Annotated in this window: 24 protein-coding genes; 13 read left to right on the top strand and 11 right to left on the bottom strand. The window is 34.4% G+C overall.

Translation table 11 applies throughout. The features are described 5' to 3' along the window. Positions 1 to 27 precede the first annotated feature (27 nt). Together hemC and hemA are read right to left on the bottom strand one after the other, a co-directional pair. Complete coding sequence (gene hemC, locus RBH94_RS05215) at positions 28 to 1,605, bottom strand: hydroxymethylbilane synthase (protein ID WP_307882681.1); 1,578 nt, start codon at positions 1,603 to 1,605, stop codon at positions 28 to 30. Then, entirely contained in the window at positions 1,598 to 2,857 is a 1,260-nt protein-coding gene (hemA, locus tag RBH94_RS05210; protein ID WP_307882680.1) for a glutamyl-tRNA reductase, read from the bottom strand. The genes hemC and hemA overlap by 8 nt, the downstream gene beginning before the upstream one ends. A 188-nt stretch (positions 2,858 to 3,045) precedes the next feature. On the opposite strand from hemA, the gene RBH94_RS05205 reads away from it, so the two are divergent. The 8 genes from RBH94_RS05205 to RBH94_RS05170 all read left to right on the top strand — a co-directional run bounded on the left by RBH94_RS05205 (position 3,046) and on the right by RBH94_RS05170 (position 10,338). Further along, on the top strand, positions 3,046 to 3,945 hold the full coding sequence (locus tag RBH94_RS05205; RefSeq protein WP_374047718.1) for a helix-turn-helix transcriptional regulator: 900 nt from the start codon (positions 3,046 to 3,048) through the stop codon (positions 3,943 to 3,945). A 3-nt stretch (positions 3,946 to 3,948) separates the two neighbouring features. Next, a complete protein-coding gene (locus RBH94_RS05200) occupies positions 3,949 to 4,662 on the top strand; it encodes a ThuA domain-containing protein (protein WP_307882679.1) in 714 nt (237 codons plus the stop codon). A 35-nt stretch (positions 4,663 to 4,697) separates the two neighbouring features. Then, on the top strand, positions 4,698 to 4,859 hold the full coding sequence (locus RBH94_RS05195; RefSeq protein ID WP_307882678.1) for a hypothetical protein: 162 nt from the start codon (positions 4,698 to 4,700) through the stop codon (positions 4,857 to 4,859). Positions 4,860 to 5,061: 202 nt separating this feature from the next. Continuing rightward, positions 5,062 to 6,093, top strand: coding sequence for a ferrochelatase (gene hemH, locus RBH94_RS05190; protein WP_307882677.1), 1,032 nt, complete (start codon positions 5,062 to 5,064; stop codon positions 6,091 to 6,093). Continuing rightward, positions 6,093 to 7,445, top strand: a complete 1,353-nt coding sequence (locus tag RBH94_RS05185; RefSeq protein WP_307882676.1) for an MATE family efflux transporter — start codon at positions 6,093 to 6,095, stop codon at positions 7,443 to 7,445. The genes hemH and RBH94_RS05185 overlap by 1 nt, the downstream gene beginning before the upstream one ends. Before the next feature lie 8 nt (positions 7,446 to 7,453). Beyond that, on the top strand, positions 7,454 to 8,002 hold the full coding sequence (locus RBH94_RS05180) for a CopD family protein (protein WP_307882675.1): 549 nt from the start codon (positions 7,454 to 7,456) through the stop codon (positions 8,000 to 8,002). Positions 8,003 to 8,068: 66 nt separating this feature from the next. Then, positions 8,069 to 9,526 carry an ATP-binding protein gene (locus RBH94_RS05175; protein ID WP_307882674.1) on the top strand — a complete coding sequence of 486 codons (1,458 nt, stop codon included), beginning with the start codon at positions 8,069 to 8,071 and terminating at the stop codon, positions 9,524 to 9,526. A 29-nt stretch (positions 9,527 to 9,555) separates the two neighbouring features. Beyond that, positions 9,556 to 10,338 carry an enoyl-CoA hydratase/isomerase family protein gene (locus tag RBH94_RS05170; protein WP_307882673.1) on the top strand — a complete coding sequence of 261 codons (783 nt, stop codon included), beginning with the start codon at positions 9,556 to 9,558 and terminating at the stop codon, positions 10,336 to 10,338. A 146-nt stretch (positions 10,339 to 10,484) separates the two neighbouring features. On the opposite strand, the gene RBH94_RS05165 is transcribed toward RBH94_RS05170, so the two are convergent. From RBH94_RS05165 to RBH94_RS05155, 3 genes are all read right to left on the bottom strand, one after another. Beyond that, positions 10,485 to 11,099 (bottom strand): hypothetical protein, encoded by a 615-nt coding sequence (locus tag RBH94_RS05165; protein WP_307882672.1) that lies wholly within the window; start codon positions 11,097 to 11,099, stop codon positions 10,485 to 10,487. Positions 11,100 to 11,506: 407 nt separating this feature from the next. Next, a complete protein-coding gene (locus RBH94_RS05160) occupies positions 11,507 to 12,103 on the bottom strand; it encodes a hypothetical protein (protein ID WP_307882671.1) in 597 nt (198 codons plus the stop codon). A 476-nt stretch (positions 12,104 to 12,579) separates the two neighbouring features. Beyond that, positions 12,580 to 13,179, bottom strand: coding sequence for a hypothetical protein (locus RBH94_RS05155; protein ID WP_307882670.1), 600 nt, complete (start codon positions 13,177 to 13,179; stop codon positions 12,580 to 12,582). A 621-nt stretch (positions 13,180 to 13,800) separates the two neighbouring features. Between RBH94_RS05155 and RBH94_RS05150 the strand changes: the two genes are divergently transcribed. Then, positions 13,801 to 14,673, top strand: a complete 873-nt coding sequence (locus tag RBH94_RS05150; protein ID WP_188222748.1) for an AraC family transcriptional regulator — start codon at positions 13,801 to 13,803, stop codon at positions 14,671 to 14,673. A 4-nt stretch (positions 14,674 to 14,677) separates the two neighbouring features. On the opposite strand, the gene RBH94_RS05145 is transcribed toward RBH94_RS05150, so the two are convergent. From RBH94_RS05145 to RBH94_RS05130, 4 genes are all read right to left on the bottom strand, one after another. Then, positions 14,678 to 15,331 carry an HD domain-containing protein gene (locus RBH94_RS05145; RefSeq protein ID WP_307882669.1) on the bottom strand — a complete coding sequence of 218 codons (654 nt, stop codon included), beginning with the start codon at positions 15,329 to 15,331 and terminating at the stop codon, positions 14,678 to 14,680. Positions 15,332 to 15,396: 65 nt separating this feature from the next. Then, positions 15,397 to 16,398: an acyl-ACP desaturase gene (locus tag RBH94_RS05140; RefSeq protein WP_307882668.1), complete on the bottom strand. Its 1,002-nt coding sequence runs from the start codon at positions 16,396 to 16,398 to the stop codon at positions 15,397 to 15,399. A gap of 15 nt (positions 16,399 to 16,413) precedes the next feature. Continuing rightward, a complete protein-coding gene (locus RBH94_RS05135; protein ID WP_307882667.1) occupies positions 16,414 to 17,148 on the bottom strand; it encodes a 1-acyl-sn-glycerol-3-phosphate acyltransferase in 735 nt (244 codons plus the stop codon). Positions 17,149 to 17,276: 128 nt separating this feature from the next. After that, a complete protein-coding gene (locus RBH94_RS05130) occupies positions 17,277 to 17,687 on the bottom strand; it encodes a BrxA/BrxB family bacilliredoxin (RefSeq protein ID WP_188222752.1) in 411 nt (136 codons plus the stop codon). A gap of 207 nt (positions 17,688 to 17,894) precedes the next feature. Here RBH94_RS05130 and RBH94_RS05125 point away from each other — a divergent pair, with 207 nt between their 5' ends. Then, positions 17,895 to 18,641 carry a TerB family tellurite resistance protein gene (locus RBH94_RS05125; RefSeq protein WP_307882666.1) on the top strand — a complete coding sequence of 249 codons (747 nt, stop codon included), beginning with the start codon at positions 17,895 to 17,897 and terminating at the stop codon, positions 18,639 to 18,641. 80 nt (positions 18,642 to 18,721) lie between these two features. Here the strand turns inward: RBH94_RS05125 and RBH94_RS05120 are convergent, their stop codons facing one another. Both RBH94_RS05120 and RBH94_RS05115 read right to left on the bottom strand, forming a co-directional pair. Continuing rightward, positions 18,722 to 18,958, bottom strand: a complete 237-nt coding sequence (locus RBH94_RS05120; protein WP_307882665.1) for a hypothetical protein — start codon at positions 18,956 to 18,958, stop codon at positions 18,722 to 18,724. Between the two features lie 51 nt (positions 18,959 to 19,009). Further along, positions 19,010 to 20,029, bottom strand: coding sequence for an LD-carboxypeptidase (locus RBH94_RS05115; protein WP_307882664.1), 1,020 nt, complete (start codon positions 20,027 to 20,029; stop codon positions 19,010 to 19,012). A gap of 110 nt (positions 20,030 to 20,139) precedes the next feature. Between RBH94_RS05115 and metG the strand changes: the two genes are divergently transcribed. The 3 genes from metG (at position 20,140) to RBH94_RS05100 (ending at position 24,104) form a co-directional block, all read left to right on the top strand. Then, positions 20,140 to 22,194, top strand: a complete 2,055-nt coding sequence (gene metG, locus RBH94_RS05110) for a methionine--tRNA ligase (RefSeq protein WP_374047716.1) — start codon at positions 20,140 to 20,142, stop codon at positions 22,192 to 22,194. A 621-nt stretch (positions 22,195 to 22,815) separates the two neighbouring features. After that, on the top strand, positions 22,816 to 23,286 hold the full coding sequence (locus tag RBH94_RS05105; RefSeq protein ID WP_188222756.1) for a lipocalin family protein: 471 nt from the start codon (positions 22,816 to 22,818) through the stop codon (positions 23,284 to 23,286). Positions 23,287 to 23,399: 113 nt separating this feature from the next. Next, a complete protein-coding gene (locus RBH94_RS05100; protein ID WP_307882662.1) occupies positions 23,400 to 24,104 on the top strand; it encodes an OmpA family protein in 705 nt (234 codons plus the stop codon). The last annotated feature ends 10 nt before the right edge of the window (positions 24,105 to 24,114 follow it).

Raw genomic sequence — 24,114 nt, 5'->3', positions numbered from 1 at the left:
TGGAATTCTATAACAAAAATAGAATTTTTATATGTAATGCTTGTTAACTAATTCTATAACACTTTCTACCGTAGGTACTTTTGCAACTCTAACATCGCTAAAATGCTTTTTAGCTTCCTTAGCTGTGCTATCTCCAATACAAAAGGCAATCACTTCTGAATTGTTTTTCTCAACAAAACTTTGCACTGTTGAAGGGCTGTAAAACATAACGCTTTCTACGGAGTCATTTACACGAATACCATCGTATTTGGTCTGGTAAGCCTCAACTTCGGTTACTTTAATATTGTTTTCGGCTAAAATAGTCGGAAGGTCATCCAGTCTTAAATTACTACAGAAATAAGTAACTGCATTGCCATCAATATTTTCAACTAAATAATGAGCCAATTTTTTGGCACTATTTTCAAAATGGGTGACTTTACCAATCTTGTTTTCTACCATACGTTTGGTTCGGCGACCCACGCAATAGATGTTTTTAAACTGAAGCTCTAAAGGAGAAAAACTAGTTAGTAAACTTTCTACAGCATTTTTACTGGTAATGATAACGTTTTCAATTTCGTTTTTTACAAAACGCGGATGAATACGGTTTAAACTTATTTTTATAAAATCGCTATGTTCAACGATGGCCTTATCATGAAATAATACACGTTGGTCTTCGGTAAACGATTTTGTAGAATATACATTCGTATTTTTATGGCCGTTTTTAATGTTATCCATTAAACGTTTTCCGCCACGTTCAATAACGAAATCGGCACAGTATTTAGCCATGCCATCATGTTGCCCCACTTTTTTAACATGGGTTACATCGATGCGTTTGGTTCCGTCGAAACTTAAAAGCACACCTTTAAAGTGTATTTCATCATTTTTTATGGTGGCTAGTGCGCCAATTGGAGCGGTACAACCACCTTCAAGTTTGTTTAAAAACTCACGCTCGATAGAAGTACAGATTTCTGTTTCTCTATGGTTAAGTTGTGAACAGGCTGTAAGTGAATAATCATCCTCGCCTAAAGCAGTAATCATAATGGCTCCTTGAGCTGGCGCAGGAATCATCCAGTCTAAGTTGATAGCTTCTTCTGGACGAATGCCAATACGTCCAATACCGGCAGCTGCGAAAATAGCACCATTCCAGTGTTCGTTATCTGCTAATTTTTGTAAACGTGAGTTTACATTACCGCGTAAATCTACAATGGTATGTGTTGGGAAACGGTTTAGCCACTGTGCTCTACGACGTAAACTTCCTGTTGCAATAACGGCTTCTCTGGCGCCTAAAAATTCTTCATTGTGTTTAAAAACCAAAGTGTCGTTTACATTACCACGTTTTAAAACTGCAGCTTGTACAATGCCATTAGGTAAAACCGTAGGAACATCTTTTAATGAGTGTACAGCAATATCGATATCATGATTAAGCATGGCAATATCAAGTGTACGGGTAAAAATTCCGGTGATTCCTAATTCGTAAAGGGGTTTATCTAATACTATATCACCTGTAGATTTTACAGGAACTAACACGGTATTATACCCTAAATCTTCAAGTTGACTTTGTACTATTTTGGCTTGCCATAGCGCTAATTCGCTATCGCGTGTACCAATTCTTATTATTTTAGACATGTGTTTTGGTTTCTAACTGAAACACCTTTTTAATGAGTTCCAGACTCTCATCTGTAGATACAGCATCATCTTTTAAATGATGTGCAAAATGATTTGTTATTTTTTGAATAAGGTTGTTACTGATTAATTCGGCTTGCGCTTCATTAAAATCAGTGGTTTTTTTGCGTTGCGTTTCTAATTCGCTTGACGCAAAATCCATTAATTTATGTTTTAATGCTTTAATAGTTGGGGCAAACTTTCGTGTTTCCAGCCAACCGTTAAATTCTGTTTTTACTTCTTCGATAATAGCTTCGGCTAAAGGAATATGTTTTCTGCGTTCCTCAAGTGTTTGATCTGTTATTTTCGATAAATCATCTAAATGTACCAAAGTCACATTGTCTAAGGTTTCAACATTAGAATCAACGTTTTTAGGAATCGATAAATCTAAAATTAGTAATGGCTTTTTAGATTGAATCAAGTGTTTGTCAACCGTTGGGCGTTGCGCGCCGGTAGCCACTATTAAAATATCAGATTTGTTGATTTCTTCCTGAAGGTTGGCATAATCTTTAACTACTAAATTGAACTTACCAGCAATTTGTTCGGCTTTGGTCTTGGTTCTATTAATTAAAGTAATATGCTCGTTCTTGGTGTGCTTTACTAAGTTTTCACAGGTGTTTCTTCCTATTTTACCTGTTCCAAAAAGTAAAATATTTTTACTTGAAATATCTTCAACGGTATTAAAGATATATTGAACAGAAGCAAAAGACACCGAAGTAGCTCCCGAAGAAATTTCGGTTTCTGTTTTAATGCGTTTACTTGCTTGAATTACAGCGTTTAGCAAGCGTTCAGTAAAATGATTTAATAACTTGTGTTTTTTAGAAACACGTGCACTGGCTTTTAACTGACTAATAATTTCAAAGTCACCTAAAATCTGACTGTCAAGACCAGAACCTACCTTAAACATATGGGCAATGGCTTCGTTGTTTTTGTAGATATAAGCAACCTTTTGAAATTCGTCAACAGTACCTTTGGTGTTGTCGCAAAGCAGTTGTATAAGCTGATAAGGATGTTGTGCAAAACCGTAAATTTCGGTTCTGTTACAGGTAGAGGTAACAAGCAAACTTTCAACACCATTTTCTTTCGCTTGATTAATTAACGCTTGTTTGGCGTCTTCATCTAAACTGAAGTGTCCTCTTATTTCGGCGTCAGCTTTTTTGTAGCTTAACCCTATGGCATAGAAGGAGTTACTCTTAGATATATTGTATTGGTGCATGCTTGGTTTGAAATTTCATGGCAAATGTATGTCGATAGAAATAAAAAAAATAACGCTGAAAGAACTTTTAATAACGTTTGTGGTTTTTTATGTCCCATTTTAGTTATAAATTAGCTTTTGTCATATTTTTATAGGGAAATAGGCAGGTTTAGAGTTTTTTGTTTAGAACTAATCTAAATAATTTAGATATGATGAATAATAAAATAGATTTTAAAAATAACGCTGTAAGTGCTTTCGATGAAACTGAAATAGATGATGGCTTTTTAGTGTTTACGTTTAAAAACGATACCAGTAGTGAACAGTGTATTGTGAAAGATATTAACTGCGATTATATACAATTTCACTTTTGTGTGAAGGGATCCAGTAAATTTCTTTTTAATGAAGGTCGCTATACTTTAAATATTCATGAAGAAAACTCATTGTTGCTTTATAATCCCCAGCGCGATTTGCCCATTAATCTTGAGGTAAGCCCAAACTCGTGGATTGTTTCGGTTCTAATTTCCATTAAAAAATTTCATGGCTTGTTTTCTCAGGAAGCCGATTATATTTCCTTTTTAAATGCTGAGAATAAAGACAAAAAGTATTATAAAGATGGTATTATTTCGCCGTCTATGGCTATTGTTTTAAATCAGTTAATCAACTTCAATTTAAATTCGTCTATTAAAAATCTTTATTTTAAAGGGAAAGCTTATGAGTTGCTGAGTTTATATTTTAACAGAAGTGAAGATGCCAATGTTGAGCAATGTCCGTTTTTAGTTGATGAAACTAATGTTATTAAAATTCGAAAGGCAAAGGATATTATTATAGCGAATATGGCAGAGCCACCAAGTTTACAGGAATTAGCCGATGAAATAGGCTTAAGTCTAAAAAAATTGAAGGAAGGGTTTAAACAGATTTATGGAGACACGGTTTATAGTTTTCTATTTGATTATAAAATGGAAGTATCTCGAAAGCTATTGGAATCTGGTGAAAATAATGTGAATGAAGTCGGTTTAAAAGTCGGGTATAGCACAGCAAGTCACTTTATTGCAGCATTTAAAAAGAAGTATGGTACAACGCCTAAGAAATATCTTCAATCTATAAGCTAAGTTATGCGAATAATTTTTCTATTGATTTCCTTGGTGCTACTCACTGGTTTTGCTGTGCCGCCTAAAGATAGTGAGGTGTTAGTATTTACCAAAACAGCGGGTTATAGGCATAAATCTATTACGGTTGGTGTTGAAACATTAAAAGAATTGGGAGCGGAAAATGACTTTAATATCACTCATACTGAAAATGCCGAATTATTCAATTACAAAACATTAAAACGGTTTGATTTAGTAATTTTTTTAAACACTACAGGTGACGTTTTAGACTCTGAACAGGAACAAGCATTTGAAAAGTACATAAATAAAGGTGGCAGCTTTATGGGGGTTCATGCTGCTACCGATACCGAATTCGAATGGCCTTGGTTTAATAAACTGGTTGGTGCTTATTTCCTGGATCATCCAGATAAGTCTACGGCAATTATTAAACGAATTATTAGATCGCACCCTTCTACTGCACATTTGCCAAACCAATGGAAGCATTACGATGAATGGTATAATTTTAAATCGATTAATAAAAGTACAAATGTCTTGCTTATGTTGGATGAGACTTCTTACAAAGGTGGGAAAAACGGTGCATTTCATCCCATCGCGTGGTATCATGAGTTTGATGGTGGACGTTCTTTTTATACAGGATTAGGGCATACAATTGAGTCTTATAACGATCAAAAATTTAGAAAACATTTACTTGGAGGAATTTTTTATTGCTTAAACCGATGATTTTTAGTAGATTAGGAAAACCTAAATCCTTGTTTATGAAATATTTAACCCCAGAAATTGAAGCGCTTTCAAAAAGTGTCAATTCAAAAGCATTAGCAAGACCCTCAACCTCCTGTGGTATTTTTCAGGATTGTGATTACAACGAAGAACGACCAAAACCTTATTTTCAGAAAAAAATTGAAGAAAACGACGTATAGTTTATTTTACCGAGAATTAATCTCTTTTCGTATCAATTTGGTTTAATTCTTAATAAGAAAATACTATACCAACATAGTACTACGATTATAATTTCTATTGTATTTTTGCAATAGGAGATGAGCCTTGGTCACCCATTTTTTAAAGTAAAATGTTTACAGGCAAATTCCATCTGACGAAAAAATAGAAATTTAGCATTAACAGATGAAAAAAGGTATTCTACTCGTTAATTTAGGGTCGCCAGACAGCCCGTCACCAAAAGATGTCAAGAAATATTTAGGAGAGTTTTTAATGGATGAGCGCGTTATCGATATTCCGCTCGTTGCTAGAACAGCTCTGGTAAAAGGTATTATTTTAAAAACACGACCTAAGGCTTCGGCAGCTGCTTATCAGAAAATTTGGTGGGAAGAAGGCTCGCCTTTAATTGTTATTTCAGAACGTGTTAAAAAGAAAGTGCAGGACCTTGTTGATGTGCCTGTAGCTTTAGCGATGCGTTATGGAAGTATGACGATTAAAAAAGGGCTACAAGAATTGGTAGATCAAGGGGTGGAAGAAGTGTTGTTATTTCCGTTATATCCTCAGTTTGCAATGGCAACAACCGAAACAATTACGGTTTTAGCTGAAGAATTACGTAAACAACATTTTCCGAATTTAAAGATTGAATCGGTACCAGCTTTCTACAACAAACCTGGCTATATAGAAGTGCTTTCAGAAAGTATTAAGAAGCATTTAGAAGGTAAAAACTACGAACATTTACTGTTTTCATATCATGGGGTTCCGGAGCGTCATATCCGTAAAAGCGACGTGACAAAATCGCATTGTAAAATAGATGGTAGCTGCTGTAAAACGCCAAGCAAAGCACACGAGTTTTGTTACAGGCATCAATGTTTAGAGGTTACCAGGCTGGTGGCTGAAAAACTTCAGCTTAAAGAAGATTCATACTCTACATCGTTTCAATCACGTTTAGGATTTGATCCATGGTTACTGCCATATACAGACAGAACCATTGAGCGTTTAGGAAAAAGTGGAGTAAAAAACATGGCCATTGTAACACCAGCATTCGTAAGTGATTGTTTAGAGACTTTAGAGGAGATTGCTATGGAAGGTCAGGAGATTTTTCATGAGATGGGTGGTAAAGATTACACTACGGTACCATGTTTAAATGATGACAAGGAATGGGTTGAGTTACTGGCAAAATGGATTAATAACTGGGCGATTCCTAATGTAAAAGCTTAATGGCAAAAGTATCGGCAAAAGATTTAGGCGAGCAACCTATAAGTAAATTATTGGTGAAACAGGCCGTACCTGCTTCGATTGGTATTTTGGTGATGTCGCTTAATATTTTGGTTGATACCATTTTTGTAGGCCATTGGATTGGATCTATTGCTATTGCGGCCATCAATATTGTATTACCGGTGTCATTTTTTATTGCGGCATTAGGTATGAGTATTGGGGTTGGTGGTTCGTCTATTATATCAAGAGCTTTAGGTGCTTCTAATTATGAAAAAGCGCTAAAAACTTTCGGAAATCAAATTACCTTGGCATTACTTTTTACTGTGTCGATGGTAGTTTTAGGTTTGGCTTATGCCGACAATATTATCATGTCTTTTGGGGGGAAAGGTGCTATTTTCGATCCTGCCAAAATTTATTACCAAATTGTGCTTTATGGTGTGCCGTTTCTGGCATTGTGTATGTTGGGAAACACGGTAATTCGTGCAGAAGGCAAGCCAAAGTTTGCCATGTACGCCATGATGATTCCATCGGTAAGTAATTTGATTTTAGATTATATTTTAATTAATCTTCTCGATTTTGGAATGTATGGTGCGGCATGGGCAACCACCATTTCATATGTTATCTGTTTCATCTTTATTCTTTGGTTTTTCTTGTCTAAACATTCTGAATTGAAACTTAATTTCATTCATTTTGGACTGAATTTATCTATTGTAAAGGAGATTGGGTCATTAGGCTTTGTAACCTTAGCAAGGCAAGCTGTTGTAAGTATTACATATTTGTTTATGAATAATATTCTCTTCGATTTAGGAGGGGAGACATCGGTAACAGCATATGCTATTGTTGGAAGGATGCTTATGTTTGCTTTGTTTCCAGTATTCGGAATTACCCAAGGATTTTTACCAATTGCTGGTTTTAATTACGGTGCCAGAAACTACGATCGAGTTAGAGAAAGTATCAATACAGCCATTAAATATGCTGCAGTTTTGGCGACTTTAGTTTTTATTTTATTAATGACGTTCCCCGAAGCTATTACTAAAATGTTTACCACCGATGTAGAGGTGATTAAGCAAACTCCAAGTGATATGCGCTGGGTATTTGCAGCTACACCAATTATAGCGCTTCAACTAATTGGAGCCGCATATTTTCAGGCAATAGGTAAGGCAACACCAGCCCTATTGTTAACCTTGTCCAGACAGGGTTTTTTCTTTATTCCATTAATTTTAATTTTACCAAAATTTTATGGAGAATTAGGGGTTTGGATGTCTTTCCCGATTTCTGATGTGCTATCTACTTTGGTTACCGGGTATTTTTTAAACCGTGAAATTCGAAGAGATTTAATTGCTAAAACTGTATAATAAACGCTATGGAATATTACTACTATATAAAATCGTTACATCTTATTTTTGTGATTACCTGGTTTGCCGGGTTGTTTTATATTCCCAGGTTGTTTGTATATCAAATTGAAGCTTCAGAAAAGCCTTCGCCGGAAAAAGAGATTTTAGGAAAACAACTGGCCTTAATGGCAAAGCGATTGTGGAATATTATTACCTGGCCGTCGGCCATTTTAGCTGTTATATTCGCTATTTGGTTACTACTCCTTCGTCCGGATTTTTTACAGGAACCATGGATGCGCGTCAAACTGGGTTTTGTGGTATTGCTAATCATTTATCATTTAAAAACACATCAGTATTATAAGGAATTGCAAAACGGAATAGTGACAAAAACCTCTAACTTTATGAGGTTATGGAACGAAGGTGCTACCTTTATCTTGTTTGCAGTAGTGTTTTTAGTGGTTTTACAAAGTGCCTTAAACTGGATTTTTGGAGTCGTTGGAATTATCGTTTTAGGTATTCTCATTACCTTAGGATTTAAAATCTACAAGAATATTCGCGATAAAAATCCGGAGGCATAAGAGTCTGCTTCAGGCTAGCGAAATATTGGCTCAATTATTGCTATATTTAGTCAATTAAAACTTCAAATGAAATTAAAGAAGCTGTCTTTACGAACCCGTATTTTCTTAGCCATGATTATGTTGGTATTTTTGGCGTCGGTGCTTATATCGGCCGTAGCAATATATCAATATAAAGAGCAAAGTGAGGATTATCACAATGAAAATTTAGAGAATAAAGAACGAAATATCCAAACGCATTTAAAGCGTGTTTTAAATGGTAGGCAAAATACCTGGGAGGTAAAAACAGAAAATATTCCTATTATTTTTAAAGAAGAGATTTTTAATATCGCTGATATTCATAAACTTCAAATTAACCTTTACGATCTTGATGGTGGTTTATTAATATCTTCCCGTGCCGGAATACAAAGGCAGGAAGCAGAGAGTTGCTTAAAGGCTGAAATTTTAAACGCCATATCAAATACTGCAGAGCACATGTATATGGATGTGCATAAGGAAAATGGGGAGATTTTTCAGTCGTCTTATACCTATTTGCTCGATCAACAATCTAAGGCTATTGCAATTTTAAATTTACCTTATTTAACAAAAGATGACTTTTTAACCAATGAGATTTTAGAGTTTTTACAACGCATCGCTTACGCCTTCATGTTTGTATTGTTATTGGCCATTGGTATTGCTTTCCTTTTATCAAAATACATTACAAAATCGTTACAAACCATTAGTGAAAAAATTAATGCCACGCGATTAGAGCGACGAAATGAAAGAATTGATATAGATGATACCAGTGAGGAGATTTCAACTTTGGTAACCTCTTATAATAGTATGGTGGATGAGCTGGAAGAAAGTGCTATTCAATTGGCCAGAAGTGAGCGTGAACAGGCTTGGCGAGAAATGGCTAAACAGGTGGCACATGAAATTAAAAATCCGTTAACCCCTATGCGTTTAACGGTTCAGAATTTCCAACGGAAGTTTAATCCTGAGGATGAAAAAATTAATGAAAAACTCGATGAATACAGTAAAACGCTTATTCAGCAAATTGATACGATGAGTGCTATTGCGTCAGCTTTTTCAAACTTTGCAAAAATGCCGGCACAGCAAAATGAGACTTTAAATGTGGTTAAAATTGTAAAACTGGCACTTGATATTTTTACTGAAGACTATATACAGTTTAATGCCGAAGACGAAGAAATTATCGCTAAATTTGATAGAACTCAGTTGATTCGGGTGATTACCAATTTAGTGAAAAATGGTATCCAAGCGATTCCTGAAGACCGCGAACCTAAAATTGAAATTGAAGTCTCTGCGACCGATACAAATGTAATTATGACGGTTTCCGATAATGGATCCGGGATTTCAGAAGATAATTTAGATAAGGTATTCGAACCCAAGTTTACAACAAAAAGCAGTGGTATGGGACTAGGATTGGCAATGGTTAAAAATATTGTGGAAACCTATAAGGGAACAATAACCGTAACATCAGAAAAACAATTAGGAACGACTTTCAAAGTGATTTTCCCTAAAGAATAGATCGCTTAGTATTTAAATATAGTAACATTATGAAATTCAATAATATTCTTTTAGAAGCAGATAATAGCATTGCAACCATCATTATTAATCGTCCTAAAAAACTCAATGCACTTAATAGGGAGACCATTGAAGAGTTACATCAGGCGATAAAAGCTGCAGAGGCAGATAAGGCTATAAAGGTGATTATCATTACTGGTAGTGGAGATAAGGCCTTTGTTGCAGGGGCGGATATTAGTGAATTCGCGGATTTTTCGGTGGAAGAAGGAACACAGTTGGCTGCTAATGGACAAACCATATTATTTGATTTTATTGAAAACTTATCGAAGCCTGTTATTGCAGCTGTTAATGGTTTTGCTTTAGGAGGTGGACTTGAATTGGCGATGGCCTGTCATTTTAGACTCGCTAGCGATAATGCTAAAATGGGACTTCCGGAAGTGTCTCTTGGTGTAATTCCTGGCTATGGTGGTACACAGCGTTTGCCTCAGTTAATAGGGAAAGGACGTGCTATGGAGATGATTATGACTGCAGGTATGATTGATGCTAATAAAGCACTGAGTTTTGGTTTGGTTAATTATGTAACTACGCAAGAGGAGCTACTTCCGCTTTGTGAAAAAATAGCTCATAAAATCTGTAATAATTCTCCGGTTGCCATTAGTTCTGCTATTGCTGCTGTAAATGCTAATTTTAAATCTGGAGTTAATGGTTATGATGTTGAAATAGAAGGATTTGGTAAATGTTTCGGAACAGCCGATTTTACCGAAGGAACTACTGCCTTTTTAGAAAAGCGTAAAGCCAAATTTACCGGAGAGTAAATTTAAATATTTTAAAAACAGCAAGATACCCGAGTTGCGAACCCTGTAGGATGTTTATAAAGAAGGGCATTAAAATTATTTTAATAAAAAAAGGTGAGCTATTTAGCTCACCTTTTTAGTTGTTTTAAGTGTTTTCTTGTCGTGTTTTACTTTGCGATTTCTTCAGTAAAAACTTTACCTTCAGTCTTGTAAACAATTTTATAGTCACCTTTGTTTAAACCTGAAAGTCTGAATATTCTACTAACATTTTCGGTGTTTGTAATAGTTTCAGAATGCATTAATTCAGGAACTGGTGCACCATCTTCACTTGTAAAATACACATTGATTTCTAAAGGAGCTTTGTTTAAAGACAATCTAGAAATATAAACCATCTCGCCTTTTATGCGTGTAACCGGTTTAAACATAGTGCTTTCCATTTCTTTTTGAAAGTCTACTGTGTTGTCGTTTACAGTAAATGGGATAGTAGTAATTTCTACATCTTTATCTAATTCAAAAAAGTAACTACCATCAGGAAGCGAAGTTAAATCGAATCCTTTCGTGTACGTTCCGGTTTTCTGAATTTGCTCTTTATATAAAATCATTCCGTTATCATCTTTAATAGACAATAGGTTGCCTGCTTTAACATCACTTAACGTTACAGAAGTCTTCTTAGCATCTTCTTTAAATGCGAAAAATGATGCGTCGTTTGCGAAACTTAACAAGGTAGCAAACATTGTTACCATTAAGAATCTTTTTCTTGTGTTGTTTAATACGTTTTTCATGATTTGGTGTTTTTAACGTTTCACAGTGTAAAGATACTTCGGGAATTCTGTTGGTAAAACACTGAAATTAATGAATTTATATACTAAATTATCCGTTATTTTATCGTGAAATTTAGGTTAAGTCAATTTGGTTTATAATGTGGTTAATTAAGTATATAACTACAATTATTACAAGAATTTACATTAAAAATTCTTTCTTCTTAATGTTGTAGTAGCAGTCAATATAAAAGCTCTTTTGTGCATAGAATCTCCAAAGATCTTAATGTGATTTTTTATTTAAAGGGTGAAACTCCTATCTGGAATTTCATTTCAATCTGAATATTTTATTGTAGAAAATTAAATATAGCGCAAAAAAAAAGTGAGCCACCACAGCTCACTTTACCAACTAAACTAAATAAGACATTAAACTAATTATTAATGAATTTCGTGTATTCCTTGTTATCAGAGACAAAAACTAATTTATAGTTACCTTTCCCTAATTTATATGCTTTTTCAATAGATTGAACACCTTTAATTCTTTCTGTATGAACTAATTCGTATTCGCTATTATTGTTTGCGTAAATGTGAATGTTTAAAGCCTCTTGCTTTGGAGCTAATTTTGTAATGTAAACAATACCATTGTCTTGTCTTACATAAGGCTTATAGCTTGTACTTTCTTTTTCTTTGTTAAAGTAAACTTCTTCAAAGTTTACAGTAAAAGGAATCGTTTTTACCTCTAGGTTTTTATCGATTTCGAAAATATACTCACCGTTTGGTAAAGCAGATAAATCGAATCCTTTTTTATACGTTCCGGTTTCTTTAATTTGTTCTTTGTAAAGAACAACACCGTAGTTATCTTTAATAGATAAAATATCACCAGCTTTTACATGGTTTAATGTAATGGCTGTTTTAGAAATTTCTTCTGCATTTGTTGAAATGGTAATATCACTAGCGTTACTTAATAGAGATGTAGAAACAGCTAATAATAAAATACTTTTCTTTAATACGTTAATTGTCTTTTTCATAATAATGTGTTTTTCAACGTTCAACAAGGCAAAGATATGACGGATATCAGGTTAAGAAAACATCGTATTTGACGTATTTGTGTGCTATTTTATCAATTAATTCTATGTTAAATTAATGTAAAGGTAAAATAGCATATGTTGAGGTTAAATATTTATATAATCGTGATTTTGCTGTGTTATTTTAACCTGGTAAATCTTATAGAATTTAAATTGTTTCGGACTACAGGTTAAAATACTATATGGGAGTAAGGTTGGATAATGTAATTATAGTGCTTTGGTTAAAGTTTAAAAGAATAGTTTCTATTTAAAGAGTGGTATATGTTATTTATAATAACCTTTGTCTGGAATAGAAGATTTATGCTTGCTAATTAATTTTTAATATTGAATAAGTGGTTAGATCTTAAAATTAAATTAGGGCAAAAAAAAAGTGAGCCACCACAGCTCACTTTACCAACTAAACTAAATAAGACATTAAACTAATTATTAATGAATTTTGTATATTCTTTATCGTTAGAGATGAAGACTAACTTATAGTTACCACCTTTCTCTAATCTGTAAACACGTTCTATAGATTGTATTCCTTTTATTTTTTCAGAGTGAATTAATTCATACTCACTATTATTATCAACATAAATGTTAATTTTTAACGTTTCGTGCTGAGGAGCAAGTTTAGAAATAAATAACATGCCATTGTCTTGCTTTAAGAAAGGTTTGTATGTTATTGTTTCTTCGTTTTTGTTAAAAGTTACATTTTCAAAGTTTACTGTAAAAGGAACAGTTTTAATTTCTAATGCTTTTTCTACTTCAAAAAAGTAGTTACCGTTTGGTAAAGCAGATAAATCGAATCCTTTTTTATAAGTTCCTGCTTTTTTAATAGCCTCACTATATAAGGTAGCTCCGTTAACATCTTTTATAGATAACAAATCTCCAGCCTCTACATTATTAAGAGTAAATGCTGTATTTGTAATTTCATCATTGATTGTAGACACAGAAACTTCGATAGCGCTACTAATTAATGAAGTAGATAATGCTAATACTAAAAGACTATTCTTTAAAATTTTTACTGCGTTTTTCATAATGTGTTGTTTTAAATTGTTCAACGGTACAAAGATAGGGTAGAGTAAGAGGTTGAAAAACAACATTTTTGACGAATATATATGCTATTTTATCAATAAGTATGCTTTTTTGTTATTTATATGAAAAATTAGTGTAAATTAGGGTTAATTAAGCATATAATGTTTGTTTAGCTGTGTAAAATTAACATGAGATTTTAGTTTATAGGATTATTGAAGTTAAAATAGTGCAAAAAAAAAGTGAGCCACCACAGCTCACTTTACCAACTAAACTAAATAAGACATTAAACTAATTATTAATGAATATTGTAAACTCTTGTATCGAGTTATTTGTATATCGAAATTTCTGTTTTTTAGAAATTCTTGATGTCAAAATTTAAATGTTCTTAAAAATATCGCTTTAATTACGAATGATTTTAAGAGCGCGTTGTTATCATAAATCAACAATACAAATATACCACAGGTTAAGTGTTAAGAAAACAACTAATTTATCGTATTTATATGCTATATTAACTGTTAACTAAATGTTAAATCAATGTGAAGTTAAAATAACACATAATTGAGATAATAAAAAATATGTTTGCACTGTTATATGTTGTAAATTTGCTTTAAACCCAATTTGTTATGATTAATAAAAAGCCAACATTCAGAAAGCTTACTCCAAGTTTTGGTAGTTCGATATTAGTTAAGCAACATGTCGATAATGTAGATAAGAGCTTTGCCTACTGGCATTTTCATCCAGAATTAGAACTTATTTATATAAATAAGGGGCAAGGAAAGACACATATAGGAAACCATTTATCATATTTTAATAATAGTCAGTTAATATTAATCGGATCTAATTTACCCCATAACGGGTTTACAGATAGGTTAACCGCTAACGGAACAGAAACTACAATACAGTTTAAGTCTAACTTTTTAGGAAACGATTTTCTTGAAGTGCCCGAAATGGCGAATATTGTATCGCTTTTTGAACGTGCTAAAAAAGGAATTCGTTTTAAAGTAGAAACCAAACAGAAAATTGGTCCTAAAATAGAGAAGCTAACCAAGTATCAAGGGCTTAAGCGCGTGTTTAAATTTTTAGAGATTTTAGATTACCTGGCAACTACCGATGATTATACCATATTAAACGCCGATGGCTTTTCGTTCGAGACCGAGGCTCAGGATAGTTCTAAGGTAGATGTGATTTATAAATATGTGAATAAAAACTTCCAGAGACATATTAGCTTAGATGAAATTGCCGAAGAAGTAAGCATGACCGTACCTGCCTTTTGTAGGTACTTTAAAAAAGCTACGGGAAAAACATTTACGCAATTAGTAAATGAGTATCGTGTAGTGCATGCTACCAAATTGCTTAACGAAAGCCAGATGAGTATCGCAGATATTTGTTTTGAGTGTGGATTTAATAATTTTTCGCATTTCAATAAGCAGTTTAACGAGATTGTGGGGAAAAGTGCCTCGAATTACCGTAAGGAAATTAAAATGATGATAGGGTAACTTATTATTTTAGGCCGTTCCACTCGTTATAAAATTGATCTAGAAACTGAGTCATATATATATGACGCTCGGCAGCTACTTTTTGCGCCGTTTTAGTATGCATTTTATCCTTAAGTAATAGTAATTTTTCGTAAAAATGATTGATGGTTGGAGCTGTGGAAGCTTTGTATTCCTCTTTGCTCATATTCAAATTAGGCTTTATTTCAGGATCGTAAAGGGCACGGTTTTTAAATCCGCCATAATTAAAGCAACGAGCAATGCCAATAGCTCCAATAGCATCTAATCGGTCGGCATCCTGTACCACATCCAGTTCGGGAGATTTAAAGTTTTGGGCCTCATTACCACCTTTAAAGGAGATGTTTTCAATGATTTGAACAACATGTTCAATAATAGTAGAGTCTACATTGTGCTTAAACAGAAATTCACGTGCTATTTTAGGACCAATAGTTTCATCGCCATCATGAAATTTACTGTCGGCAATATCATGTAATAAAGCACCAAGCTGTACAATAAAAAGATTTACAGGTTCTTGTTTGGCTATAAGAACGGCATTGTTGTAAACGCGTAAGGTGTGAAACCAGTCGTGTCCGCCTTCGGCGTGCGCTAAAGTGTCTTTTACAAAGGCTTTTGTAAGATTGATAATATTGTCGTTGTTCATAATAGCATAAAAATAAAAATTCCTTTCGGTAAAGAAAGGAATTTAAATAAACATATATGTTGTAATTATTTTACAGTTGCTGGTTCAACCCACTTAAATTGGTATGAGTTTTCAGGAACTTTCATTCTATCTGCTAATCGATACATTCTCGCTGGAAGCTTCATTAAGTAATCCCTTGCTTTTTCGGCTTCATCGGTTAGGTTGGTAATTTTATCGATTTCCCAACGATCGATTAGTTTTTGAAGAATATCTACGTAATCTGTTGAAGTGTATACGCCAATACGTTGTGCTGTATTCGAGAATTCTTCGAAAGCAGTACTTATTTTATCTCCCGATTCACGTAAGAAATGTGCCGGCATGGTAATTTTTTGTTTCATCATATAATGAAACGCCATCATCATCTGGCTTGGATCGACTTTAAATATACGATCTACAAAGTCTGAATACGCATGGTGGTGACGCATTTCATCTCCTGAAATAATCTGACACATTTTAGCCAATCGCTTATTTCCATTCTTTTTAGCAATCTTAGCCACACGATTATGTGAAATATAAGTTGCTAATTCCTGGAAACTGGTATACACAAAGTTTTTATAAGGGTCGCGGTCGGTACCAATATCGAAACCATCAGCAATTAGATATTGTGTGGTTTTTTCAATTTCCTTCATATTTACACGTCCCGACAGGTATAAGTATTTGTTAAGTACATCGCCATGGCGGTTTTCTTCGGCAGTCCACTGTTTTACCCATTTAGACCATCCGTTTCCACCATTATCCACTTGGTTAACACCTTCAACGTCCATAAGCCAGGACTCGTACGTTGGAAGGGCTTCTTCGGTAATCATGTCACCAACCAAAACCACCCAGAAATCGTATGGTAATTCTTTTGCTAATTCTCTTATCTCGCGTACCTCTTCAAAAAAGGCATCATCTGTAGTTTCTGAATTTGGTAAAAAATCGGTAGGTTGCCATATGCTTTCAATGGGAATTAAATATTTTTCCATTAAAGCATCAACGTCTTTTTCCAAAAACTGCATCACTTCTAATCTCACGTTCTTTAACGACATTTTTCTAGGGTTTTATTAGTGAATACTGTTTGTAATAGTAGTTTCTATACTATTTATAAGCTCTTCTTTATTTGCAAAGGTACTAACTTTTAAAGGCTTATGAATGGTAAATGTTACATGATTCCCTAATCCCATTGGATATTTACCATATTTTAACATTTTCCATGAATTGTTAATACTTACAGGAACCACGTAAGCCGAGGGTATTTTTTTGAATAACACTTCTAAACCTTTTGTTTGAAATGGTTTAGGTTTTCCCGTTTTACTTCGAGTCCCTTCCGGGAAAATAACGGCTGCACGTTTATTGGTTTCAATATATTCACCAAACTTCATTAGTGCAGGTAAAGATTGTCTCGGGTTTTTACGGTCGATTAAGGCGGCACCACCGTGGCGTAAGTTATAAGAAACACTCGGAATACCTTTTCCTAATTCAATTTTACTAATGAATTTTGGGTGATGCTTACGCATGTACCAGGTTAGAGGATAAATATCGTGTAAACTTTGATGGTTAGCAACGAAAATAATTGGCGTATCTTTTGGAATATCATGCGCGTTAATACACGAAAAACGTGTGCCTAATACATAGCCACATAGCATTAAACAATACTGTAATGCATCTACACTTAATTTATGTGCCTGATAACCGAACAGGTTGAAACAAATCCATTGAATCGGATGGAAAATAACCAGTGTTAAGAAAAAACACAGGTAATAAATAGCCGTTAGTGGGTATGATAATAATTTTAACATGCCGCAAAAATAAGTAAAAACTATGCTTAATAAATAGCGATGCGGTTGTTATTTTTAGGATCATGACAGTTTATAAACAAAAAAGCCACGAATGTATTCGTGGCTTTTAAAACTAATATTTTGAGTCATTAGCAGTGTTCGTTGTAAGCATCAACAAGGTTTTCTGCAATTAATTCTGCAGGACGACCTTCAATGTGATGACGTTCTAACATGTGTACTAATTCCCCATCTTTAAATAAAGCCATACTAGGCGAACTTGGAGGGAATGGTACCATATGTTGTCTTGCTTGTGCAACCGCTTCTTTATCAACTCCTGCGAAAACAGTAACGATATGATCTGGTTTTTTAGCATTTTGTAAGCTCATTCTAGCACCTGGACGTGCATTGGCAGCGGCACAACCACAAACAGAATTTACTACAACTAGAGTAGTTCCTTCTTTTGCTAAGGCAGCATCTACAGCCTCAGGAGTATGTAATTCTTCAAAACCAACTTTGGTTAAATCTTCACGCATTGGTTTTACTAATTCTGCTGGATACATATTTTAATTTTTAAAAATTAACAAATTTAGATTGCAAAGATACCAATTGTGTAACAATTAGCACTTTCAATCTACTAACAAATATTATATTTACACTCATTTTTTCACAATCATTAAAACAGTGAGTGTGAACCTGCCTTAACATGTTTCTTGTTAAAATGAAAGAAACCATTGGTAGGTTTGACGTTAAACCATATTTATACTTACATGAATTTTTCAAAATGGATTGGAGCGGCCTTAGGATGGTCGTTTGGAGGACCCATAGGGGCTATTATAGGATTGGCATTAGGAGGCATAGTTGATTCGATGGGAAATGGCTCGGAAACGCATCAAGATACACAACAGCGCTACAGACAACGGCCGGTAACGCAGCCAGGTGATTTTGAAGTTAGCTTATTAATTTTAGCATCTATTGTTATTAAAGCTGATGGTAAGCAAGATCAGCGTGAGTTAGACTACGTGCGTACACATTTCGCGAATATGTACGGTAAGGAGCGTGCGAACCATGCTTTTAGATTGTTTAAAGAAATAAGTAAGCAGAAGAATATATCTACAAGACAGGTTTGTATGCAAATCAGGCAAATGATGCAGCATCCGTCACGTTTGCAACTCATTCATTTTTTATTTGGTGTAGCGAAGGCTGATGGTGTGGTTACTGAAAGTGAAGTGTCGGTTATTCAAACTATGGCGGGGTATTTAGGAATAAGTTCTTACGATTTTCAAAGCATTAAGGCGATGTTCTACGAATCGGCTGATAATGCTTATAAAATTTTAGAGATTGATAAGTCTGCAACCAACGACGATATTAAAAAGGCTTACCGAAAAATGGCAAAAAAATACCATCCAGATCGTGTGATTCATTTAGGAGAGGAACACCAAAAAGGTGCTGAAGAGAAGTTTCGTCAGGTACAAAAGGCATACGAACAGTTGCAAAAAGAACGCGGGTTTATTTAAAAATAAAAAAACCAATTATGTTGTATGCATAATTGGTTTTTAAATGATTTTTTTTAAAAGAATGAATTTTCGCTGCATATTTAGTATTCAAGTTTTTGATTACCAGTATACTCTACAACTTTATCTTCTTTTTTAAATACTAAAACGACTTTATCGTTTTCATCTAAGTATTTGGCTTTTAATTCCCATCCTTCTTCATTTGCCGAATCAATTAAGCATTGGCGTACGTCAGGATTGTTAAGGTTCAAATTTAATTCTACAGCTTTTACATGAGTAGTAAGTAAAAGCATCCCTGTAAAAAGTAATAATTTTTTCATAGAAAACATTTTTAGGGTTATAAATTGCTTTCTACTAAGGTATTACAAGGTTTATGGATTGGTGAATTTTATAGTTGATTGTTCTTTTTTAACGACGAATTCAACGTTTTTACCTAAATAAAGCGCCCGATTATCTTTTTCGTGGCCTGCAGGCATGTTGAATGCGATTGGAAAATTATAGTCTTTAAGCACATCTAATATCAATTGTTCTGTAGAGGAGCCCCATGGTGTGGTGTTTCGTTTTACTCGGGTCATATCACCAATAAGCACTCCGGCACATTGGTCAAAATATCCGGCACGTTTTAAACTTTGTAACATGCGGTCTATGTGATATTTGTATTCACCAATTTCCTCAATAAACAGGATTTTTCCGGTAGTGTCAATACTAGTGTCTGAACCTAGCATACTGGCTAGTAAACTTAAATTACCACCTACAATTGGTGCAGTTACCAAGCCTTCTTTATTGTAGTTTGAACCGTTTAAACTATATGATAACGATTCACCAAAAATAGCTTTTCTAAAGGTTTCAATAGTTTCAGGAATGTTTTCGTTTTCGTCTTGCAGGCTGGTACACATCATGGCATGAATACTTTCGTACCCTTTAACGTGCATTAAATTATGTAACGCAGTAATGTCTGAAAAGCCAATCAGCCATTTCGGTTTCTCGTTGAATTTTGTAAAATCCAGTTTATCAAGAATTCTAACAGCTCCATAACCACCACGTGCACACCAAATCGCACTAATGTTTGGAGCGTTCATAGCTTCCTGTAAATCTTTCCAGCGTTCGGCATCAGTTCCAGCGAAATGGTTGTTTTGATTAAAAACATGTTTCCCTATAACTGCGTGTAATCCCCAGCTGCTTAATAACACTTTGGCTTTATTAATTTCGTCAGTTCTGTTTTTTAAAATGCCGGAAGTTGCCACAATAGCAACGGTATCGCCAGGTTTCAGGTATGGAGGTTGTATCAAAGTATTCGCTGTATTTGTTGCATTATTTTGTGCTGAAATATTAAGTTTTCCGAAGAAAACGACAGCAAAAAACATTAGGCTTAGTATTGAGATTTTTGACATAAGGTAAATGTACATTTTTTTTCTAAATGCGGAAGAGTGCCTAATCACTTTAAACGTGCGATTATCGCATAAAAATGTGTACTTTTGTGGCTGCAAAAAAAGAAATAACAATGTCAAAAAGATATACAATTACCTCGGCATTACCGTACACTAACGGGCCTATTCATATTGGGCATTTAGCAGGGGTTTATGTACCAGCCGATATTTATGCGCGCTATTTACGATTAACAGGAAACGATGTAGTTTTTATAGGGGGAAGTGACGAGCACGGTGTACCGATTACTATTAAAGCCAAAAATGAAGGGGTGACACCACAGGATATCGTAGATAAATATCACGCCATAATTAAGCAGTCTTTTGAAGAGTTTGGTATTTCGTTTGACAACTATTCTCGTACTTCGGCGCCAATTCACCACGAAACGGCTTCAGAATTCTTTAAAACGCTTTACGATAAAGGAGAGTTTGTTGAAGAAACTACCGAGCAATTGTACGATGAAAAGGCGAATCAGTTTCTTGCCGACCGTTTTGTTACCGGAACCTGTCCAAAATGTGGTAATGAAGAAGCTTACGGAGACCAATGTGAAAAATGTGGAACGAGTTTAAATGCAACAGATTTAATTAATCCGAAATCGGCATTAACAGGAAATGTGCCAACATTAAAGCAAACTAAACACTGGTTTTTGCCATTAGATAAGCATGAAGCATTCTTAAAAGAATGGATTTTAGAAGGGCATAAAAAAGACTGGAAACCGAATGTTTACGGACAAGTAAAATCATGGATCGACGATGGTTTACGTCCGCGTGCCGTAACTCGCGATTTAGATTGGGGAATTCCTGTGCCTGTAGAAGGAGGCGAAGGAAAAGTGCTTTATGTATGGTTCGATGCGCCTATTGGATACATCTCATCAACTAAAGAATGGGCTAAACGCGAAGGTAAAGATTGGGAGCCGTATTGGAAAGATAAGGATACCAAGTTGGTACACTTTATAGGTAAAGACAATATTGTATTCCATTGTATTATTTTCCCGGCTATGTTACAGGCTGAGGGTAGTTATATTTTACCGGATAATGTGCCGGCCAATGAGTTCTTGAATTTAGAAGGCAACAAATTATCAACCTCTAAAAACTGGGCGGTTTGGTTACCAGAATACTTAAAAGAATTCCCTGGGCAACAGGATGTATTACGTTATGCTTTAACGGCTAATGCACCGGAAACAAAAGATAATGACTTTACCTGGAAGGATTTTCAGGCTAGAAATAATAACGAGTTAGTTGCCATTTTTGGAAACTTCATTAACCGTGTGGTAGTGTTAACTAACAAATATTACAATGGTGTGGTTCCTGCTCCAAGCGAGTTATCTAAAATTGATCAAGAAACATTAGCGGTAGTTAAAGCATATCCAGGTGTGATTGCCAGTTCTGTGGAGCGTTACCGTTTTAGAGAAGCACAACAAGAGTTAATGAATTTAGCGCGTTTAGGTAACAAATATTTGGCTGATGAAGAGCCTTGGAAGGTGGTAAAAGAAGATGAAACCCGTACACAAACCATTATGTATGTAGCATTGCAAATAGCTTCGGCTTTAGCAACCTTAAGTGAGCCATTTTTACCTTTTACTTCAGAAAAGTTAAAAGGTATTTTAGCACTTAATGAAAATGTAAATAGTTGGGATGAGGTTTCAGAAAAGGACATATTACTTCCTGAAGGTCATCAAATTGGAAAATCAGAATTATTATTTACAAAGATTGAAGATGAAACGATTCAGTTTCAATTAGATAAATTAGAAGCGAGTAAAAAGGCTAACGAAGCGGCTAATAAAGCTGTTGAGCCACAAAAAGATACGATCACTTTCGATGATTTTGTGAAACTTGATATGCGAGTAGGAACGATTATCGAAGCCGAGAAAATGCCAAAGGCGAAAAAATTACTCGTTTTAAAAGTTGATACAGGTATCGATACCAGAACTATTATATCAGGAATAGCAGAAAGTTTTACAGCCGAAGAAGTGATTGGTAAAAAAGTAACTGTTTTAGTAAACTTGGCACCAAGAAAATTACGTGGTGTAGAAAGTGAAGGTATGATTTTAATGACGGAGAACGCCGAAGGTAAACTGGTATTTGTTAACCCAGACGATTCAAATGTTGCTAACGGATTACAAATTAGTTAGTACTTAAAATAAATCTTAAGTTAATTAGAGAGTCATGTACCTTGTATGTGACTCTTTTTTTGTCCAGACTCAAATATTATAGGAATTTAAAAGTGCTTGCGGAAGATAAAATTTACAAGAACACTATTGATGAGATGGAATGTTCAATTTTTAACATATTATCTTATTTAGATTTAATAAAAATAAATATATTTGCCTCGAGGTAAAATATTTATTCATAGACTCTTGGGTAAAAAGAAAAAAAAGAAAGCACTTAAAAAGCTAGAGAAACTTGAGGCAGCAGGTATAGTTCTTCCAGAAAAGGTAAAGACCAGTTGTTGCAAGAAATACAAAAAGGGAGAGAATAAGCGTTGTAAAAAATGCCCTTGTTTCGATATGCTTAAAAAGGTAGCTTAATTATTAGGAACAATTTTTTATTTATACATATTTGAAAAACAGATAATTCAATTCGAGTTATCTGTTTTTTTATTTTATGATGTTACTAAACTCAATTTTTTGGGTCTAAAAGATGAAACATGTAGTTTTATATGGGGGTTTAAGCTGTTATTTGTTGAAAATATAATCTATAACCATTAACCTTTCGTATATTAGTGTACGCTATTAATTATTAAAAAATTGAATATGAAAAGAATCATTTTATTGTTTGTGGCTGTAACAATGATGGCCTGTGGTGGATCGAAAACCGTTAGAGTATCTAAAAAAGTAATTAAAGGGAACTGGAGCTTAAATACTATTACTTATAGTAAAGCAGGAACCTATGATGTTACTTTGTTAAATGATGCTTCAAAATCTTGTTTTGAAGGTAGTACCTGGCAGTTTATTCCAAATAATAACACAGGTGTGTATTCCATTGGTAAATATGCTTGCGAATCTGGCGATCGTCATTTTATTTTTACTATTGACGAAGTTGATAAAACAACCGGACTTTACGACTTTTTATTAAAACCAACCGATGAGAAGGGTAATTCTGAAACAAATAAGGGTTTTAGATTGAGTTTAACATCATTGTCAGACACTCAAATGCAATGGCAACAAACGGTAATTGTAGACAATCAGCCCTTTACTATTTCTATGAATTTCGATAAATTATAATTATTGATTTTTAGTAAAAAATATCGAAAGAATTTTCTTGGTAATCATATCTCGATTATCGTTTAAAACGTATAACTTTATACTTGCAATCTTTAAAAAAAAGAAACATGAATATGAAAAAGTTAATTAACAAAATAGGAGTTTTAAGTTTAACCGTAGCATTGGTTGTAGCAGCAACCAGCTGTAAGTCTATCCAAAATGCTAATAATGCACAAAAAGGTGGTGTTATTGGCGCGACTGGTGGAGCAATTTTAGGAGCTATTATAGGTAACAATGTTGGAAAAGGTGGTAATGGCGAATTAGGAGCTGTTATTGGTGGCGTTGTTGGCGGAGGTGCCGGAGTGCTTATTGGTAATAAAATGGATAAACAGGCGCAACAAATTGAAGAAGAAATACCAGGAGCTCAGGTGGAACGTGTAGACGAAGGTATTGTTGTAACTTTCGATGAAACGAGTGGTGTGTATTTTGATACTGAAAAATATAATATTAATGCTGCTTCTCAAGCAACTTTAAACAAGCTTATAGGTGTCTTTAAGGAGTATCCAGATACTAATATTTTGGTTGTTGGACACACCGATAGTGCCGGAGCAGCGGAGTACAACATGACACTCTCTAAAAATCGTGCCAATGCAGTTACTTCTTATTTAAAGGCTAATGGAATTTCTTCAGGAAGATTAACAACAAATTGGTTTGGCGAAGAACAACCTATTGCAGATAATTCTACTGCCGAAGGTCGCGCAAAAAACCGTCGTGTAAACGTTGCTATTGTTCCAAACGATAAAATGATACAAGACGCTAAAACGGAAGCTGGCGAATAAAAAATAAACT

It is taken from the genome of Aestuariibaculum sp. YM273 (assembly GCF_030908365.1).
Classification (GTDB): Bacteria; Bacteroidota; Bacteroidia; order Flavobacteriales; family Flavobacteriaceae; genus Aestuariibaculum; species Aestuariibaculum marinum.
This window is presented reverse-complemented; position numbering and strand designations above follow the sequence as displayed.

Coding starts and splice junctions, on each gene's coding strand:
- hemC (WP_307882681.1), bottom strand. CDS start 1,605: ATGTCTAAAATAATAAGAATTGGTACACGCGATAGCGAATTAGCGCTA.
- hemA (WP_307882680.1), bottom strand. CDS start 2,857: ATGCACCAATACAATATATCTAAGAGTAACTCCTTCTATGCCATAGGG.
- RBH94_RS05205 (WP_374047718.1), top strand. CDS start 3,046: ATGATGAATAATAAAATAGATTTTAAAAATAACGCTGTAAGTGCTTTC.
- RBH94_RS05200 (WP_307882679.1), top strand. CDS start 3,949: ATGCGAATAATTTTTCTATTGATTTCCTTGGTGCTACTCACTGGTTTT.
- RBH94_RS05195 (WP_307882678.1), top strand. CDS start 4,698: ATGAAATATTTAACCCCAGAAATTGAAGCGCTTTCAAAAAGTGTCAAT.
- hemH (WP_307882677.1), top strand. CDS start 5,062: ATGAAAAAAGGTATTCTACTCGTTAATTTAGGGTCGCCAGACAGCCCG.
- RBH94_RS05185 (WP_307882676.1), top strand. CDS start 6,093: ATGGCAAAAGTATCGGCAAAAGATTTAGGCGAGCAACCTATAAGTAAA.
- RBH94_RS05180 (WP_307882675.1), top strand. CDS start 7,454: ATGGAATATTACTACTATATAAAATCGTTACATCTTATTTTTGTGATT.
- RBH94_RS05175 (WP_307882674.1), top strand. CDS start 8,069: ATGAAATTAAAGAAGCTGTCTTTACGAACCCGTATTTTCTTAGCCATG.
- RBH94_RS05170 (WP_307882673.1), top strand. CDS start 9,556: ATGAAATTCAATAATATTCTTTTAGAAGCAGATAATAGCATTGCAACC.
- RBH94_RS05165 (WP_307882672.1), bottom strand. CDS start 11,099: ATGAAAAACGTATTAAACAACACAAGAAAAAGATTCTTAATGGTAACA.
- RBH94_RS05160 (WP_307882671.1), bottom strand. CDS start 12,103: ATGAAAAAGACAATTAACGTATTAAAGAAAAGTATTTTATTATTAGCT.
- RBH94_RS05155 (WP_307882670.1), bottom strand. CDS start 13,179: ATGAAAAACGCAGTAAAAATTTTAAAGAATAGTCTTTTAGTATTAGCA.
- RBH94_RS05150 (WP_188222748.1), top strand. CDS start 13,801: ATGATTAATAAAAAGCCAACATTCAGAAAGCTTACTCCAAGTTTTGGT.
- RBH94_RS05145 (WP_307882669.1), bottom strand. CDS start 15,331: ATGAACAACGACAATATTATCAATCTTACAAAAGCCTTTGTAAAAGAC.
- RBH94_RS05140 (WP_307882668.1), bottom strand. CDS start 16,398: ATGTCGTTAAAGAACGTGAGATTAGAAGTGATGCAGTTTTTGGAAAAA.
- RBH94_RS05135 (WP_307882667.1), bottom strand. CDS start 17,148: ATGTTAAAATTATTATCATACCCACTAACGGCTATTTATTACCTGTGT.
- RBH94_RS05130 (WP_188222752.1), bottom strand. CDS start 17,687: ATGTATCCAGCAGAATTAGTAAAACCAATGCGTGAAGATTTAACCAAA.
- RBH94_RS05125 (WP_307882666.1), top strand. CDS start 17,895: ATGAATTTTTCAAAATGGATTGGAGCGGCCTTAGGATGGTCGTTTGGA.
- RBH94_RS05120 (WP_307882665.1), bottom strand. CDS start 18,958: ATGAAAAAATTATTACTTTTTACAGGGATGCTTTTACTTACTACTCAT.
- RBH94_RS05115 (WP_307882664.1), bottom strand. CDS start 20,029: ATGTCAAAAATCTCAATACTAAGCCTAATGTTTTTTGCTGTCGTTTTC.
- metG (WP_374047716.1), top strand. CDS start 20,140: ATGTCAAAAAGATATACAATTACCTCGGCATTACCGTACACTAACGGG.
- RBH94_RS05105 (WP_188222756.1), top strand. CDS start 22,816: ATGAAAAGAATCATTTTATTGTTTGTGGCTGTAACAATGATGGCCTGT.
- RBH94_RS05100 (WP_307882662.1), top strand. CDS start 23,400: ATGAAAAAGTTAATTAACAAAATAGGAGTTTTAAGTTTAACCGTAGCA.